The organism is Paraburkholderia fungorum (assembly GCF_046026025.1).
GTDB classification, from domain to species: domain Bacteria; phylum Pseudomonadota; class Gammaproteobacteria; order Burkholderiales; family Burkholderiaceae; genus Paraburkholderia; species Paraburkholderia fungorum_E.
Genome location: NZ_JAQQFL010000002.1, coordinates 369,395 through 385,596, shown reverse-complemented (window position 1 = coordinate 385,596; position 16,202 = coordinate 369,395). Strand labels below are relative to the sequence as shown.

At 64.2% G+C, this 16,202-nt stretch carries 12 protein-coding genes; 8 read left to right on the top strand and 4 right to left on the bottom strand.

The features are described from left to right. Nucleotides 1–283: 283 nt before the first annotated feature. The 4 genes from lysS to PQR67_RS03880 form a co-directional block, all read right to left on the bottom strand. Complete coding sequence (gene lysS, locus PQR67_RS03895) at nucleotides 284–1,825, bottom strand: lysine--tRNA ligase (protein WP_408454830.1); 1,542 nt, start codon at nucleotides 1,823–1,825, stop codon at nucleotides 284–286. Between the two features lie 134 nt (nucleotides 1,826–1,959). Next, nucleotides 1,960–3,064 (bottom strand): peptide chain release factor 2 gene (gene prfB / locus PQR67_RS03890; RefSeq protein ID WP_408454663.1). Its coding sequence is split into 2 segments (ribosomal slippage): nucleotides 1,960–2,982 and nucleotides 2,984–3,064, totalling 1,104 coding nucleotides; the frame shifts between segments, so codons are not numbered across the junction. A gap of 228 nt (nucleotides 3,065–3,292) precedes the next feature. Beyond that, entirely contained in the window at nucleotides 3,293–4,999 is a 1,707-nt protein-coding gene (gene recJ, locus PQR67_RS03885; RefSeq protein ID WP_408454660.1) for a single-stranded-DNA-specific exonuclease RecJ, read from the bottom strand. A 40-nt stretch (nucleotides 5,000–5,039) separates the two neighbouring features. After that, nucleotides 5,040–6,185 carry a regulator gene (locus PQR67_RS03880; RefSeq protein ID WP_408454657.1) on the bottom strand — a complete coding sequence of 382 codons (1,146 nt, stop codon included), beginning with the start codon at nucleotides 6,183–6,185 and terminating at the stop codon, nucleotides 5,040–5,042. A 119-nt stretch (nucleotides 6,186–6,304) separates the two neighbouring features. On the opposite strand from PQR67_RS03880, the gene PQR67_RS03875 reads away from it, so the two are divergent. From PQR67_RS03875 to kdsA, 8 genes are all read left to right on the top strand, one after another. Next, entirely contained in the window at nucleotides 6,305–6,550 is a 246-nt protein-coding gene (locus PQR67_RS03875) for a hypothetical protein (protein ID WP_408454654.1), read from the top strand. 298 nt (nucleotides 6,551–6,848) lie between these two features. Continuing rightward, on the top strand, nucleotides 6,849–8,102 hold the full coding sequence (locus PQR67_RS03870; RefSeq protein WP_408454651.1) for a lipoprotein-releasing ABC transporter permease subunit: 1,254 nt from the start codon (nucleotides 6,849–6,851) through the stop codon (nucleotides 8,100–8,102). Beyond that, nucleotides 8,095–8,838, top strand: a complete 744-nt coding sequence (gene lolD, locus PQR67_RS03865; RefSeq protein WP_408454648.1) for a lipoprotein-releasing ABC transporter ATP-binding protein LolD — start codon at nucleotides 8,095–8,097, stop codon at nucleotides 8,836–8,838. The genes PQR67_RS03870 and lolD overlap by 8 nt, the downstream gene beginning before the upstream one ends. Before the next feature lie 48 nt (nucleotides 8,839–8,886). Further along, the gene (locus PQR67_RS03860; protein WP_408454645.1) at nucleotides 8,887–9,675 is read left to right on the top strand and encodes a TatD family hydrolase; all 789 of its coding nucleotides are present in this window, start codon (nucleotides 8,887–8,889) and stop codon (nucleotides 9,673–9,675) included. Between the two features lie 121 nt (nucleotides 9,676–9,796). Beyond that, nucleotides 9,797–12,436, top strand: coding sequence for a DNA internalization-related competence protein ComEC/Rec2 (locus PQR67_RS03855; protein WP_408454644.1), 2,640 nt, complete (start codon nucleotides 9,797–9,799; stop codon nucleotides 12,434–12,436). Between the two features lie 106 nt (nucleotides 12,437–12,542). Beyond that, a complete protein-coding gene (locus tag PQR67_RS03850; RefSeq protein WP_408454641.1) occupies nucleotides 12,543–13,346 on the top strand; it encodes an alpha/beta fold hydrolase in 804 nt (267 codons plus the stop codon). 254 nt (nucleotides 13,347–13,600) lie between these two features. Beyond that, on the top strand, nucleotides 13,601–15,274 hold the full coding sequence (pyrG, locus tag PQR67_RS03845; RefSeq protein WP_408454638.1) for a CTP synthase: 1,674 nt from the start codon (nucleotides 13,601–13,603) through the stop codon (nucleotides 15,272–15,274). Next, nucleotides 15,271–16,125, top strand: coding sequence for a 3-deoxy-8-phosphooctulonate synthase (kdsA, locus tag PQR67_RS03840; RefSeq protein WP_408454635.1), 855 nt, complete (start codon nucleotides 15,271–15,273; stop codon nucleotides 16,123–16,125). The genes pyrG and kdsA overlap by 4 nt, the downstream gene beginning before the upstream one ends. The last annotated feature ends 77 nt before the right edge of the window (nucleotides 16,126–16,202 follow it).

Below are 16,202 nucleotides of genomic sequence, written 5' to 3'. Positions count from 1 at the left end.
GGGCAAATCGATCCCGGGAGGGTTTCAATTTGTAACGATTTGCGGGCAATCCTCGCGGCTCATTCGCGTCAAAGTCCGCGCAGCGCGGCGGAGCGCCTGATTTCTTGCGGGTCCGCGGCAAGTCAGGAGAATCGCGGTCTGGTAGAGGATACGCACCTTTTACCGACGGTTACAAACTGTCAGGTTGTGCCGCGAGATGTTTTTCACGCGCTACAAGCAAAAACGCCCGGCATCGAGCCGGGCGTTTTGGTTTTGCAAGCCGTTGTCGCGAGCGACGCGGCGATCAGTCCTCGCGACGCAGGTGCGGGAACAGAATGACGTCGCGAATGCTCGGGCTATCGGTCAGCATCATCACCAGACGGTCGATGCCGATGCCGCAACCGCCGGCCGGCGGCATGCCGTATTCCAGCGCGCGAATGTAGTCGGCGTCGTAGAACATCGCTTCTTCGTCGCCGGCGTCTTTCTGGTCGACCTGCTTTTTGAAGCGGGCGGCCTGGTCTTCCGGATCGTTCAGCTCCGAGAAACCGTTGGCGATTTCACGGCCCGTGATGAACAGTTCGAAACGCTCGGTGATGCCGTCGAATTTGTCCGAGGCACGCGCCAACGGCGACACTTCGATCGGGTAGTCGACGATGTAGGTCGGCTCCCACAACTGCGATTCGGCGGTCTCTTCGAACAGCGCCAGTTGCAGCGCGCCCACGCCTGCGTTCAGGAATTGCGGCTTCGACGCATCCACACCGAACTTCTTCAGTTCCGTGCGCAGGAAGGCGTCGTCGGTGAGTTGCGCGTCCGTGTACTGCGGGGCGTACTTCTGGATCGCCTGGCTGATCGTCAAGCGATGGAAGGGCTTGGCCAGATCCAGTTCGCGGCCCTGGTAGCTGATCGTGGCGGTGCCCAGCGCGTCGATCGCCGCCTGGCGGATCAACTGCTCGGTGAAATCCATCAACCACTTGTAATCGGTGTACGCCGCGTAGAACTCGATCATCGTGAATTCCGGATTGTGGCGTACCGACACGCCCTCATTGCGGAAGTTACGGTTGATCTCGAACACACGCTCGAAGCCGCCGACCACGAGGCGCTTCAGATACAGTTCCGGCGCGATGCGCAGGAACATTTGCATGTCGAGCGCATTGTGGTGCGTGGTGAACGGCTTGGCCGCCGCGCCGCCCGGAATCGGATGCAGCATCGGCGTTTCGACTTCCATGAACTCGGCGTCCGACATGAACTTGCGGATCGACGAAATCGCCTTGGTGCGCGCGACGAACGTCTTGCGCGTTTCCGGCGTGACGATCAGGTCGACATAGCGCTGGCGGTACTTCATTTCCTGGTCCGACAGACCATGAAACTTGTCCGGCAGCGGACGCAGCGACTTCGACAGCAAACGCAGTTCGGTACAGCGCACCGAGAGCTCGCCCTTGTTGGTGCGGAACAGCATGCCGCGCGCCGCGACGATGTCACCCATGTCCCACTTCTTGAAGGCGTCGTACGTTTCCTGACCGACATCGGCGGGCGTGATGAAGAACTGGATCTGACCCGAACCGTCGCGCACGGTCGCAAAGCTCGCCTTGCCCATCACGCGCTTGAGCATCATGCGGCCGGCGATGGCGACTTCGAGCGGATTGGCTTCGAGTGCTTCCTTGTCGGTCTCGGCGTACTGCGTTTGCAGATCGGCGGCATGGTGAGTGGGACGGAAATCGTTCGGATAGGCGACGCCTTGCTCACGCAGTTCGCGCAGCTTTTCACGGCGTTCGGCCATGATCTTGTTGTCGTCCACCTCGGGTACGACATTTGGCTGGGCCGCAGTCGGCTGGGTCGGTTCGGTCATGATGGTCTGGTATTCAGTGGCCCGCACCAGGATGGTCCGCATGCGGGTGGCCAGTCAGTAAAAAACCTCAGGCGCTATAAACAAAGATGCAAAGAGTCGGCGCGGCGATGTGAGGCATGCCGCGCCGGTTGCGCTTAGACGCCCTGTTTCAGGCTGGCGCTGATGAACGGATCGAGGTCGCCGTCGAGCACGCTCTTGGTATTGCTGATTTCGACGTTGGTGCGCAAATCCTTGATACGGCTGTTGTCCAGCACGTACGAGCGGATCTGATGACCCCAGCCCACATCGGTCTTGCCGGCTTCCAGCTTGTCCTGCTCTTCCTGACGCTTGCGGATTTCCGCTTCGTACAGGCGCGATTTGAGCATGGCCATGGCTTCGGCACGGTTGCGGTGCTGCGAGCGGTCGTTCTGGCACTGCACGACGATGCCCGATGGCATGTGCGTAATCCGCACCGCCGAATCGGTCTTGTTGATGTGCTGACCGCCCGCGCCGGACGCACGGTACGTGTCGATGCGCAGATCGGCCGGATTGATGTCGACTTCGATCGAATCGTCGATTTCCGGGTACACGAACACCGACGAGAACGACGTATGACGGCCGCCCGACGAATCGAACGGCGACTTGCGCACGAGACGGTGCACGCCGGTTTCGGTACGCAAAAAGCCGTATGCGTATTCGCCTTCGATCTTGATCGTGGCGTTCTTGATGCCCGCGACGTCGCCGTCGGTCTGTTCCAGTACTTCGGTCTTGAAGCCCTTGCGCTCGCAGTAGCGCAGGTACTGGCGCAGCAGCATGGACGCCCAGTCGCACGCTTCGGTGCCGCCGGCGCCGGCCTGGATATCCAGGAAGGCATTGTTCGGATCGGCCGGGTTCGAGAACATCCGGCGGAATTCCATGTCGGCAACGCGTTGTTCGATGCCTTGCGCGTCGGATTCGCAGGCGACGAGGGTTTCCTCGTCGTCTTCTTCGCGGGCCATATCGAACAGGTCCTGCGCGTCGCGCAAGTCGTTATCGAGCGAGGTGAGTTTGCCGACGGTATCGTCGAGCAGCTTCTTTTCCCGGCCGAGGGCCTGGGCGTGCTTCGAGTCGTTCCAGACGTCCGGGTCTTCGAGTTCCCGGTTGACTTCGATTAGACGCAGTGCTTTGTCGTCGTAGTCAAAGATACCCCCGTAGCGAGTCCGCGCGCGTGCGCAGGTCCGCCAGTGAGGCTTCGATCGCGTTGAGACGTTCCGCTTCCATGTCGATCTTTTATAGCTTCGTAAAAAGGGGAAATTATAGCCGATCGGCGCCCCGCGCCGGAGCCTTGTGAGCGATCCGGCGCGGGTTTGGGGTTGATTTTGCGGTGATTTTTGACGCTTTGCGCGCAGGGGGCAGAACGTCGGCTGCATCCAGGGAGCACTCAGGCAGCACTCAGGCAGCACTCGCCAAGCAGCCGGGAGCCGCCCGCGCGGCTACCCCGTGGCCGCTTCAGCTCGCCGCGTGTTCGACGATCAATTGCACCCGCGACACGCCATTCCACGTATCGCTGGCGAGGCGGTAGGCGACGGTGGTGCGCGCGGGTAGCGTGTCGGTGTGATTGAACCAGATCGCGTTAAAGCGCTGGCGGCCGCGCAGCAGTTGCAGCTTCAGATGCTTGTCCTTCACCAGCGCCTGCGAGGCGATATCGAATTCGCCGGAAAACACCGGTGCCGGGAAGCCCTGGCCCCAGACGGCGGCGTCGAGCATTTCGACGAATTGCGGCGTGAAGTAGGCGTCTTCGAGCTCACCATCGGTTTCGACCGTGCGCGAGAGCGCCTCTTCGGAGAGCCATGCGCGGCCCACGGCCTCGAATGCGGCGGTGAAGCGCGGCACGTCGGCGGCAGCCATCGTCAGACCCGCGGCCATCGCGTGGCCGCCGAATTTGACGATCAGGCCGGGCTCGCGCTTCGAGATCAGGTCGAGTGCGTCACGCAGATGGAAGCCCGAGATCGAACGGCCCGAGCCTTTGACGAGCTGGCCGCTGTCGTCGGCGAGCGCGAACGTGAACGACGGCCGATGGAATTTCTCCTTCAACCGTCCGGCGACGATGCCGATCACGCCCTGGTGCCAGCCCGGATTGAACAGCGTGATGGTGGTCGCGCCCTCAGGATCGATCGCCGAGAGGTCTTCGAGCGCCTGCTGCTGCATGCCGGCTTCGATTTCGCGACGCTCGCGGTTCATGGTGTCGAGCTGCTGCGCGAGATCCCAGGCGCGGCCGATGTCGTCGGTGGTCAGGCACTCGATGCCGAGCGACATGTCCGACAGCCGGCCGGCCGCATTCAGGCGTGGCCCGAGCGCGAAGCCCAGGTCGAAGCCCGACGCGCTGCGGGCGTCGCGGGCGGCGGCGCGAAACAGGGCGGCAATGCCAGGCTGCATTTTCCCCTTGCGAATCCGCTGCAGACCTTGCGCGACCAGCACGCGGTTATTGCCGTCGAGTTTGACCACGTCGGCCACCGTGCCGAGCGCGACCAGATCGAGCAGGCCGTCCAGACGCGGCTCGGGGAAATCGTCGCTGAAGGCGGCGCGGCGGCGCAATTCCGCGCGCAACGCCAGCAGCACGTAAAACATCACGCCGACACCGGCGATGCACTTGCTCGGGAACGTACAGCCCGGCTGGTTCGGATTGACGATCGCCCGGGCAGCCGGCAGTTCGTCGCCGGGGAGGTGGTGGTCGGTGACCAGCACGTCGATGCCGAGCGCATTGGCCGCTTCCACGCCGTCGACGCTGGCGATCCCGTTGTCGACCGTAATCAGCAGTTCCGGCTTGCCGGACGCACTGCGGGCAGCCAGCGCAACGATTTCGGGTGTCAGGCCATAGCCGTACTCGAAGCGGTTCGGAACCAGATACTCGATCTGCCCGCCGAACATGCGCAGGCCGCGTACCGCGACCGCGCACGCGGTGGCGCCGTCGCAATCGTAGTCGGCGACCACCAGCATGCGGCGCCTGTTCTGGATCGCGTCGGCGAGCAGCGCGGCGGCGCCTTCGCAGCCCTTGAGCGCGGCAGGCGGCACGAGCCGCGCCAGACCGGTTTCGATTTCATCGGGCATGCACACGCCGCGCGCGGCATACAGGCGCGCGAGCACTGGATGCAGGCCGTGGCGGGTGAGGACTTCGGCGTCGACAGGAGAACAGGCGCGCGTAACGATTCGAGTCATTCGGAGAGGCCGTGGATCATTCGATGAGTCATTCGATAAGTCATTCGATAAACAGCGAGGCGAGCACGCGCCGGCGCCAGAATTTGCGCAGGTCGCCGCGCGTGACCGTGAGCGTCACCGAGCCGGTGTCGCCGCACAGTGTCAGGCCGAGTTCGCCAAGCTGACCTGACTGCAGCGCGGTCAGCGCCGGTTCGAACCAGTCGGTTTGCAAGGCGGCGAAGGCGTCGTTCCAGCGTGCCCAATCCTGCTCGATGTAGGGCGCGGAGAACGGGTCGAGTTCGACCAGCGTGACGCCGTTGGCATCGGCATTCGTGTTGGCGGACGCGCCGCCCGTGGCGCGATCCGTCGCGAGCGTAGTCAACGCCGCGAAGGATTCCGGCGGGGGGCCCGTCTCGACGCCGGCGGCCATGGCAAGGCCGCGCGTGGCGGCCGCGTCGGAGAAGACCCGCGCGAACGGGCTTCTCACGGCTTGCGCCGCGCCCTGGGCGTGGAACCAGATCGAATTGACGGCCGGCAGGCCACGCGCCTCGCGCGCTTCGTTGACCGGATGCTCGAACCATGCCATCTGCACTTCGTTCTGCAACTTCATCCAGGCGCGCGAGCGGTCGCCGGAATGCGCCTCGTGCGGCAGCCAGATTTCGATGTTGCGGCCGCTTGCGCGCAACGGCGAAGCCCCTGCGAGCGTGCCGAAGCCATCTCCCGACAAGTACCAGCGCGCGGGCCTGGGCGCTTCGATTCGCACGCCGAGTTCCTCGATCAGCGGGCGGGCGACCGCCAGCAGCACGCTGGCTTCGGCGTCGGACAGCTCGAGCGAGGCCGGGTCGATCAGCACCAGATGGTCGTGCGCAATGCGCACATGCACCGGTTGCACGCAGGCCCAGGTGGCGCTGCCGGGGTCGCCGCCGTCGGCGCGCAGCATGTACGGGGCAAGCGGCGCTTCGTCGGCGGCCGCCGTGCCGTTGGCAACATTGGGTAGAGCGCCGAACTGGCGCGCCACCCAGCGCTCGTGCGGCAGCGTGCGCTGAAAATCTTCGCCGATCACCCGTTCGACCAGCGTCGCGCGCGCGATCAGCCGGTCGAGGGCCGGACTCTGGATGTCGTGCAGGGCGGTGGAGGCGTCCGCTGCGGCGGGCAGCGCGAAGGGCAGGAGAAGATGAAGACGGTTGGCGTGCATGATGCTGCGCATTGTAGGGCAAAGAATGCGAGTATTCAGACCATATCGGCGGATTCGGGCAGCGCGCCCGAGTCTCGCCGACTGCAGCAGCCGAGCGCGGCGGCACCGCGCCCATGACGCCGGAGACCGACATGTCGCGTGAACTGAAAACCGAGCAGGAACTGCTGGAACTGGTCGTGAAAGCGCTCGACGGCAATCCGGCCACGGCCGGCTGGATTCCGACCGGGTTCCACGAAACTGTCGAGGACGAGGGCGGCTGCAACTGGGATATCACCCATCTGCATCGGGACCGTAAGGACGCGGAACTGCGAGACACGGCGGTCAGCGAGGCCGCCGGACTCATCAATGGTCTGAGGAGCCGCTACAACCTGCGTTAGGGAGTGGGGCGGCGAGCCCCGTGCGCAGGGCCTTTGCGCGAATGCGCGGCATTGTATGGCAAACTTCGCGCTTGATTGACGGCAGTAGCAGCAGCGACGGGGCGTTGGCCTCGGTGGCGCCGGGGTCCGCCGGAGGCGCGCCGGACGGCACCGGAACGTTTTACCGGAACCATCCGGGTTGCCGCGACACCAATGATCACGACGCTCAGGCCGCATGACAGGCGCGACAGTGGCAGGTTGGCGCCGTCGTGTGCGGTAAAAGGCCGGGAGCAGACGAAGAACGCAGAAAAGGATTCGCTTGAAATTTCCCTACGAATGGCAGATTGGCTGGCGCTACACCCGCGCCGGCAAACGCACGACCGGCAACGGCTTCATTTCCTTCATCGCGCTCGTGTCGATGTCGGGCATCGCGCTCGGCGTCGCGGCGCTGATCGTCGTGTTGTCCGTGATGAACGGTTTCCAGAAAGAAGTGCGCGACCGCATGTTGTCGGTGCTGGCGCACGTCGAAATTTTTTCGCCGACCGGCTCGATGCCCAACTGGCAGTTGACCGCCCAGGAAGCCCGCCAGAACAAGGAAGTGATCGGCGCGGCGCCGTACGTCGACGCGCAGGCACTGCTCACGCGCCAGGACGCCGTGAGCGGCGTGGCGTTGCGCGGCGTCGAACCGTCGCTCGAGCCTGAAGTGTCCGATATCGGCAAGGAAATGAAGGGCGGCAAGCTGACCGACCTCGTGCCGGGTGACTTCGGCATCGTGCTGGGCGCGGACCTCGCCACCAATCTCGGCGTAACGGTCAACGACAAGATCACGCTGGTGGCGCCCGAAGGCACCATCACGCCCGCCGGCATGCTGCCACGGCTGAAACAGTTCACGGTGGTGGGTGTCTTCGAGTCCGGGCATTACGAATACGACAGCACCCTCGCGCTGATCAACATCAAGGACGCCGAGGCGCTGTTCCGGCTGTCCGCGCCGACCGGCGTGCGGCTGCGCCTGACCGACATGCAGCGGGCGCCGGAGGTCGCGCATCAACTGGCGCGCAGCCTGTCCGGCGATTTGTACATCCGCGACTGGACCCAGCAGAACAAGACCTGGTTCTCGGCGGTGCAGATCGAAAAACGCATGATGTTCATCATCCTTACGCTGATCATTGCGGTGGCGGCGTTCAATCTGGTGTCGTCGCTGGTGATGACGGTGACCAACAAGCAGGCGGACATCGCGATTTTGCGCACGCTCGGCGCGCAGCCCGGCTCGATCATGAAGATTTTCGTGGTGCAGGGCGTGACGATCGGCTTTATCGGCACGGCGACCGGTGTTGCGCTCGGCTGCCTGATCGCGTGGAGCATTCCGTGGCTCGTGCCGATGATCGAGCATGTGCTCGGCGTGCAGTTCCTGCCGCCGTCCGTGTATTTCATCAGCGAACTTCCGTCCGAACTGATTCCCGCCGACGTGGCGCGGATCGGCATCATTGCGTTCGCGATGTCGGCGCTGGCAACCCTTTATCCGAGCTGGCGTGGTGCGAAAGTCCGTCCTGCGGAGGCACTGCGCTATGAATGACCGTTCCACCAGCCTATCCATGGCCGATCAAAATACCGCGCTGTATCCCTATGTGCTGGAAGCAACCGGCGTTTCGAAGTCGTTCGTGCAGGGTGGTCTCAATGTGCATGTGCTGAACAATGCGCAACTGAGCGTGCGGCGCGGCGAAAAGCTGGCGATCGTCGGCGCATCGGGGTCTGGCAAGAGCACGTTGCTGCATGTGCTCGGCGGCCTCGACGATCCGAGCGCGGGTCATGTCTCAGTGATGGGCAAGCCGTTTACGAAGCTTTCCGAGCGTGAACGTAACGACCTGCGCAATCGCGCACTCGGTTTCGTGTATCAGTTCCACCATCTGCTGCCGGAGTTCACCGCGCTCGACAATGTCGCGATGCCGCTGCGGATTCGCCGCATGACGACCGAAGCCGCGCGACGCGAGGCGCTCGCGGTGCTGGAGCGGGTCGGCATGGGGCATCGGGCCAAACATCGTCCGGGTGAACTGTCGGGCGGCGAGCGTCAGCGCGTGGCCATTGCGCGGGCGCTGGTGACCAAACCCGCTTGCGTACTCGCCGACGAACCCACCGGCAATCTCGACGGCGGCACCGCCGACACCGTGTTCAATCTGATGCTCGAACTGTCGCAAACGCTCGACACCAGCTTCGTGATCGTCACGCACGATCCCGAGCTGGCAGGACGTTGCGACCGGATCATGCGGCTGCGGGACGGCGTCTTGCACGAAGAGCCGCCTGTGCCGGTTTAAGCGCCGCGCGCAAGCGCGAGTGATGCTCCGTCGCTAACGAGGCGCGCCATGTGGATCGATACGCACTGTCATCTCGACGCATCCGAATTCAACGCCGACCGCGATGAAGTCGCCAATGCTGCGCGTCAAGCCGGGGTAGCGCGTATCGTGATACCCGCGATCGGCCGCGAGAACTTCACGACAGTGCGTGAACTGGCGCACCGCATCGACGGCGGTGCCTATGCGCTCGGCATTCATCCGCTCTTCACGCCGGGTGCGCAGGAGGGCGATCTCGACCTGCTGCGCATGGAAATCGAGGCGAGTCTGGGCGATCCGCTATTTGTCGGCATCGGCGAAATCGGGCTCGACTATTTCGTCGAAGGTCTCGACGATGCGCGCCAGCAGTTCTTCTACAACGGTCAACTCCAACTGGCGCGCGAGTTCGATCTGCCGGTGATTTGCCACGTGCGCAAATCTCAGGATCAGGTGATCAAAGGGCTGCGGCGGCATCAGATTCACCGCGGCATCGCGCACGCCTTCAACGGTAGTTTCCAACAGGCTGAGGCCTACATCGACCAGGGCATGCATCTCGGTTTCGGCGGCAATCTGACCTTCGAGCGGGCGCGGCAAATCCGTCGCCTTGCTGAGCAATTGCCGTTCGAGGCGCTGGTCGTCGAGACCGACGCGCCGGACATCGCCCCTTCCTGGATATACAAACAGCGCAACTCGCCGGAGCAGATTCCGGCCATCGGCGCGGGTCTCGCGCAACTGCGCGGCATGAGCGCTGCCGAAGCCGCCCTAGGCACAACGGCTAACGCGCTCGCCGCGCTGCCGCGGCTGGCACTTTCCTCTGCATAATTGAACGCGCTGGTTTGAGTGATTCGCGCCGGGCGGAACACACGCCCGGTGGGCTTGCTCACGCCTGCTCGCTGTGTGTTGCGCCGTCCGGCGTCTGGCAGGCGGACGGCGCGGAGGGCGGATGCGGGCATGGTGGTGCGGGTTTGCGTTGGGAGTGATCTGGCTGCAGCGGCAGGCGGCGTTGCCGGATCGGAGTGGTTGGTGTGCGTTGGGGCTGCTTGGGGGCGTTGCACTTCTTGTTGCGGTATGGGGATTGCGCCGCGGTCATTCGGACGAATGGGGCGGTGGTGCTTCAAGCATCGGCTGGGGCGCGGTGTGGATCGCGGCTTTATGCGTGGGCTTTGGCTACGCCGCCTGGCGCGCGGAAACCCGCCTCGCGGTGAGCTTGCCGGGCGCCTGGGAAGGACGCGATATCGACGTAGTCGGCAGTATCAAAGGACTGCCGTCGCGCGACGACAAGGGTGCGCGCTTCCTCTTCGAAGTCGAGTCGGCGGCGGCGCCGATCGCTACATTCCCGCGCGTGATTCAACTCTCGTGGATTGCGGAAGATGCGCCTGCGCCGCGGCTCGAACCAGGCGCACGCTGGCGTCTGACCGTGCGGCTCAAACGCCCGCATGGCAACGCGAACTTCGGCGTTCGCGATGCCGAAGCCAGTTTGCTGGCGCGCAATGTACGCGCCACCGGCTATGTGAGCGTCCCGGCTCACGCGGTGCGCCTGCCTGGCAACGCGCGCGGTATCAGCGTAACGGTCGATCGGTGGCGCGACGCGTTGCGTACGCGCATCGACACCGTGCTCGCCGACGCACCGCACCGCGGCATCGTGGTGGCCCTCGCCATCGGCGCGCAGGACGAAGTCAGCGCGGCCGACTGGTTGCTGATGCGTGGCACGGGCACCAGTCATCTGGTGGCGATTTCGGGTTTGCACATCGGCTTTGTCGCGGGTCTTGCGGCGTGGCTCGCCGGCGCCGTGTGGCGGCGCTCGGGGTTCGTCGGCCGCAACTGGCCGCTGCTGTTACCCGCGCAGGTCGTCGCGGTGACGGGTGGCGCGTTGTTCGCGGGGCTGCATGCCGCGTTGGCCGGTTTCAACGTGCCCGCCCAGCGCGCGCTATGGATGGCGGGTGTGGTGGCGCTCGCGTTTGTCAGCGGGCGCGACCTCGCGCGATCGGTGGTGCTCGCCTGGGCGTTGGGTTTGGTGCTGCTGATCGATCCGTGGGCGGTCGTGGCGGCGGGATTCTGGCTGTCGTTCTGCGCGGTGGCGGCGATTCTGTTCGCGATGTCGGGACGGCCCCGCGTGCAGGATCACGAGCAGCGCCGCGACGAAGAGGACGAGTGGGGCGTGACGCCGGCAAGGCTCACGCGTCTGTGGTCCGGTGTGCGCCGCCGTGCTCGTGCTTTGGGTGAACGGTTGCGCAGCGCCGCCCACGTGCAGTTCGCGGTGACCGTCGCGCTTGCACCGCTCACCGTCTACTGGTTCGCGCAGATTCCGTTGATCGGCCCGCTCGCGAATGCCTTCGCGATTCCATGGGTGAGTCTGCTGGTGACGCCGGCCGTATTGGCGGGCGTCGCGTTGCCCGCACCATTCGATGCCTACGCTTTGCGCGCCGCGCATACCTTGCTCGACCTGCTGGCCGCCGGCCTGCAGATGCTGTCCGGTCCGGCATGGATGCTCTGGCGGCTGCCGCAACCCGACGCGTGGACGCTCGCCGCGGCGGCGGTCGGGGTCGTCTGGTGTCTGGCGCCGCGTGGCTGGCCGCTGCGCTGGGCCGCGCCGCTCACGTGGCTGCCACTGCTCATGCCGGCGCCGCCCGGGCCGCCGCATGGCAGCTTTCGCCTGACGGCGCTGGATATCGGTCAAGGCACCTCGGTGCTGGTCGAGACGGCGCATCACACGCTGCTGTTCGATACCGGACCGGGACCGGAATCGACGCATGCGGGTGAAAGGGTCGTGGTGCCGTTTTTGCAGGCACACGGCGTCACGGCGCTCGATACGCTGGTGATCAGCCACGCCGATTCCGACCACTCGGGCGGCGCACCGGCTGTACTGGATGCGATCGAAGTACGTCAAATGGTGGCGGCATTGGCGCCCGCGAATCCCTTGTGGTCGAACGCAAGGCAGCGCGGCGCGGATACGCTGCCCTGTGCGGCGGGGCAGCGCTGGCAGTGGGATGGCGTCGAGTTCGCGATGCTCTGGCCGGACGCCGGGCCGCTGCAAGGCAAGCCGAATGCGCATTGCTGCGTGTTGCGGGTGAGTACGATTCCGGCTCGCGCGAACCTGGCCACGGTGACGAGTCCGGCCGCGGCCAGGGTTCAAACGGTGGCGCCGCGCATGGCCGCCATGCTGGCGGCGGACATCGAAGCGCCGGTCGAACGCATCCTGCTCGCGCGCGATCGCGACGCATTGCGCGCCCAGGTGCTGGTCGTGCCGCATCATGGGAGCAAGACCTCGTCGACCGAGCCGTTCCTCGACTCTATCGACCCGCTCATCGCGCTATTTCAGGTAGGCTATCGCAACCGATTTCATCATCCGAACACGGGTGTGTTCGAGCGTTACAAGGCGCGGCACATCGAGCTTGCGCGCAGCGACGTGGACGGCGCGGTGCGGGTTGACGTCAACCCGGGCATCGGGCCCGAGGCCGGCGCGGGAATCGACGCACTAGTCGACGCAGGAGTCGACCCGGCCGTCGATCCGGGTCTGAACGCGGCCACCTTGACGATCGAGCGCTATCGCGACACGCAGCGCCGCTACTGGATGGATCGCTGATGGATTGCCGGCTGAACAGAGAGAGCAAACGCGCCGTCGGGCAAAAGTCTGCACGAAGAGTCAGGCGTGCGGCCCGCGCGTCAAAACAGAACGGAGAATGCCGCAGTTGAAAAACATCATCCACTTCTCGCATGCGAACGGGTTCCCGGCGTCGACCTACCGGACGATCTTCGCCGAACTCGCCGACGACTACGAACTGCGCTCCATCGAGCGCATCGGTCACGACGCGCGTTACCCGGTTACGCAGGACTGGCCGCATCTGGTCGAGCAGTTGCTCGACGACGTGGGCCGGTCGTACGAGCAGCCGGTGTGGCTGGTCGGCCATTCGCTTGGCGGCTATCTGTCGTTGATGGCGGCACTGAAAAAGCCCCAGTGGGTGAGGGGCGTGGTGATGCTCGATTCGCCCGTGGTCGCCGGTTGGCGCAGCAGCATGCTGCGGGTGTCGCAATGGACCGGGCTCGACGAACGCCTGTCGCCCGCGGCCGCCACCCGCACGCGCCGCACGCAGTGGGCAAGCCGTGACGAGGCGTGGCGGCACTTTCATTCGAAACCGGCGTTCGCGCGTTGGGACGAGCGCATGCTGTCCGACTACATCGACTTCGGCATTCCGCAAAGCGCGCCCGACGGCGGCCGCTCGCTTGCATTCGACCGACGCACCGAATATCAGATCTATAAGACCTTGCCGCATACGCTCGGGCCCCGCCTCGCGCGCGGCGCGCCGGTGCCGGTGGGGTTCATCGCCGGCACGCGTTCAAAGGAAGTGCGCCAGGCGGGGCTGGACGCCACTCGCCGCGCGACCGGCGGTCATGTGGAATGGATCGAGGGCAGCCATTTGTATCCAATGGAAAAACCGCTCGAAACCGCGCGTGCCGTGCAGCGCATGTTGCACGAACTGGAGCGGCGGACTTAAGGTCATGGCGGACGCCGCGTGGGAGGCGGCGCCCACGCTGACTGGCGCGGCAGCCTCGTCACAAGAGGTGTAGCGGCAGCCGCGATGGCGGCGCGGCCCACTCATGCGTCTGGCCAGCGCCGCAAAAACGGTGCATGACCGGCGAATGGCGATTGCCATCGCCGCAGCATACTTTCGTGCAGATGTCGCCAGGATTTCGCTGGGTTGAGACCCTGCTTTACGGTATAATCCGTTTTTCCCGCGAGCATCCAGCGATGACCAAATATGTTTTCGTCACCGGCGGCGTAGTATCTTCCCTCGGCAAGGGTATTGCCGCCGCTTCCCTCGCCGCGATCCTCGAATCGCGCGGTCTTAGAGTCACCCTCCTCAAGCTCGATCCCTACATCAACGTCGACCCCGGCACGATGAGCCCGTTTCAACACGGCGAAGTGTTCGTAACGGAAGACGGAGCGGAGACTGACCTCGACCTTGGCCACTATGAGCGCTTCATCAGCACGAAGATGCGCAAGGCCAACAATTTCACCACGGGCCAGATTTACGAATCGGTGATCCGCAAGGAACGCCGCGGCGATTATCTCGGCAAGACGGTGCAGGTCATCCCGCACATCACCAACGAAATCCAGGCGTTCATCGAACGCGGCGCGGCCTCCGCGACGTGCGGTGAGCCGGACGTCGCCATCGTCGAAGTGGGCGGCACCGTGGGCGACATCGAATCGTTGCCGTTCCTCGAGGCCGCGCGCCAGATGAGCCTGCGCATGGGCCGCAACAGCGCGTGCTTCGTGCACCTTACGCTGGTGCCCTGGGTCGCGACCGCGGGCGAGCTGAAAACCAAGCCCACCCAGCACAGCGTGCAGAAGTTGCGTGAAATCGGTATCTCGCCGCACGTGCTGCTGTGCCGCGCCGACCGCCGTATTCCGGACGACGAGCGCGCAAAGATTTCGATGTTCTCGAACGTGCCGGAAGACGCGGTGATTTCCGTGTGGGACGCCGACAGCATCTACAAGATTCCGCAGATGCTGCACGATCAGGGTCTGGACGCAATCATCTGCGAAGAGCTCAAGCTCGCGCCGCAGGCGGCCGATCTGTCGATGTGGGCGAATCTCGTCGAAAAACTCGAGCATCCGAAGCACGAAGTCACGATCGGCATGGTCGGCAAGTATGTCGACCTGACGGAGTCGTACAAGTCGCTGATCGAAGCGCTGCGCCATGCGTCGATGCATACGTCGACCAAGGTCAACATCGAGTACATCGATTCGGAAGAGATCGAGACGCAAGGCGTCGAGAGCCTCAAGCATCTGGATGCGGTGCTCGTGCCGGGAGGCTTCGGCCGTCGCGGCACCGAAGGCAAGATTGCCGCGATCCGCTATGCACGTGAAGCGAAGGTGCCGTATCTCGGCATCTGCCTCGGCATGCAACTGGCCGTGATCGAATTCGCCCGCGACGTGGTCGGCCTGAAAGGGGCGAACAGCACCGAGTTCGATCAGGAAACCGAGAACCGCGTGGTTGCGCTGATCACCGAATGGTACGACCGCGAAGGCAAGGTCGAGAAGCGTACCGAAGAATCGGATCTGGGCGGCACGATGCGCCTCGGTTCGCAACGTTGCCCGATCAAACCCGGCACGATGGCCGAAGAGATCTATGGCAAGGATGTGAACGAACGCCATCGCCACCGTTATGAAGTGAATAACCGCTTCGTGCCCCAGCTCGAAGCCGGTGGCCTTATCATCAGCGCCCGTACCCCGAGTGAAGATCTGCCGGAAATGATGGAATTGCCGCGCAGCATGCACCCGTGGTTCGTCGGCGTGCAGTTCCACCCGGAATTCACGTCCACGCCGCGTGACGGCCATCCGCTGTTCAAGTCGTTCGTCGAAGCGGCGCTCGCACATCAGCGGCCGCGCACGGCGACGGAAGTCGGGGAGAAAGCATGAAGCTGGGCGATTTCGAAATCGGGCTCGACAAGCCGTTTTTCCTGATCGCGGGCACCTGTGTTGTCGAATCGGAACAGATGACGATCGACACGGCAGGCCGGCTGAAAGAAATCTGCGCGAAGCTGAACATTCCGTTCATCTACAAATCGTCGTACGACAAAGCCAACCGCAGCAGCGGCAAGTCGTTTCGCGGTCTGGGTATGGACGAAGGTTTGCGCATCCTGTCGGAAGTAAAGCGCCAGCTTGGTTTGCCGGTGCTGACCGACGTGCACGCGGAGCACGAGATCGAGCAGGTTGCGTCAGTGGTCGACGTCCTGCAAACGCCTGCGTTCCTATGCCGTCAAACTGACTTCATTCAAGCTTGCGCACGTTCGGGCAAACCGGTCAACATCAAGAAAGGCCAGTTTCTCGCACCGCACGACATGAAGAACGTGATCGACAAGGCGCGTGATGCGGCGCGTGAAGCCGGTCTCACGGAAGACCGCTTCATGGCGTGCGAGCGTGGTGTGTCGTTCGGTTATAACAACCTGGTGTCGGACATGCGATCGCTTGCGATCATGCGCGAAACCAACGCGCCGGTTGTGTTCGACGCCACCCACTCGGTGCAGTTGCCGGGCGGGCAGGGCACGAGCTCGGGCGGTCAGCGCGAATTCGTGCCGGTGCTGGCGCGTGCCGCCGTGGCGGTGGGCGTGTCCGGCCTGTTTATGGAAACGCACCCGAATCCGGCGCAGGCCAAATCGGACGGTCCGAACGCGGTGCCCTTGCATCGCATGGCCGATCTGCTCGAGACGCTGGTGACGCTCGATCAGGCCGTGAAGCGCGCGCCGTTCCTCGAAAGCGATTTCAACTGATTCAGGCATTCACCGCGTGTCACGATTGGTTTGCATAATCGGCACGCGACGAATGCACGTAATGGTCGTCGAGGCAT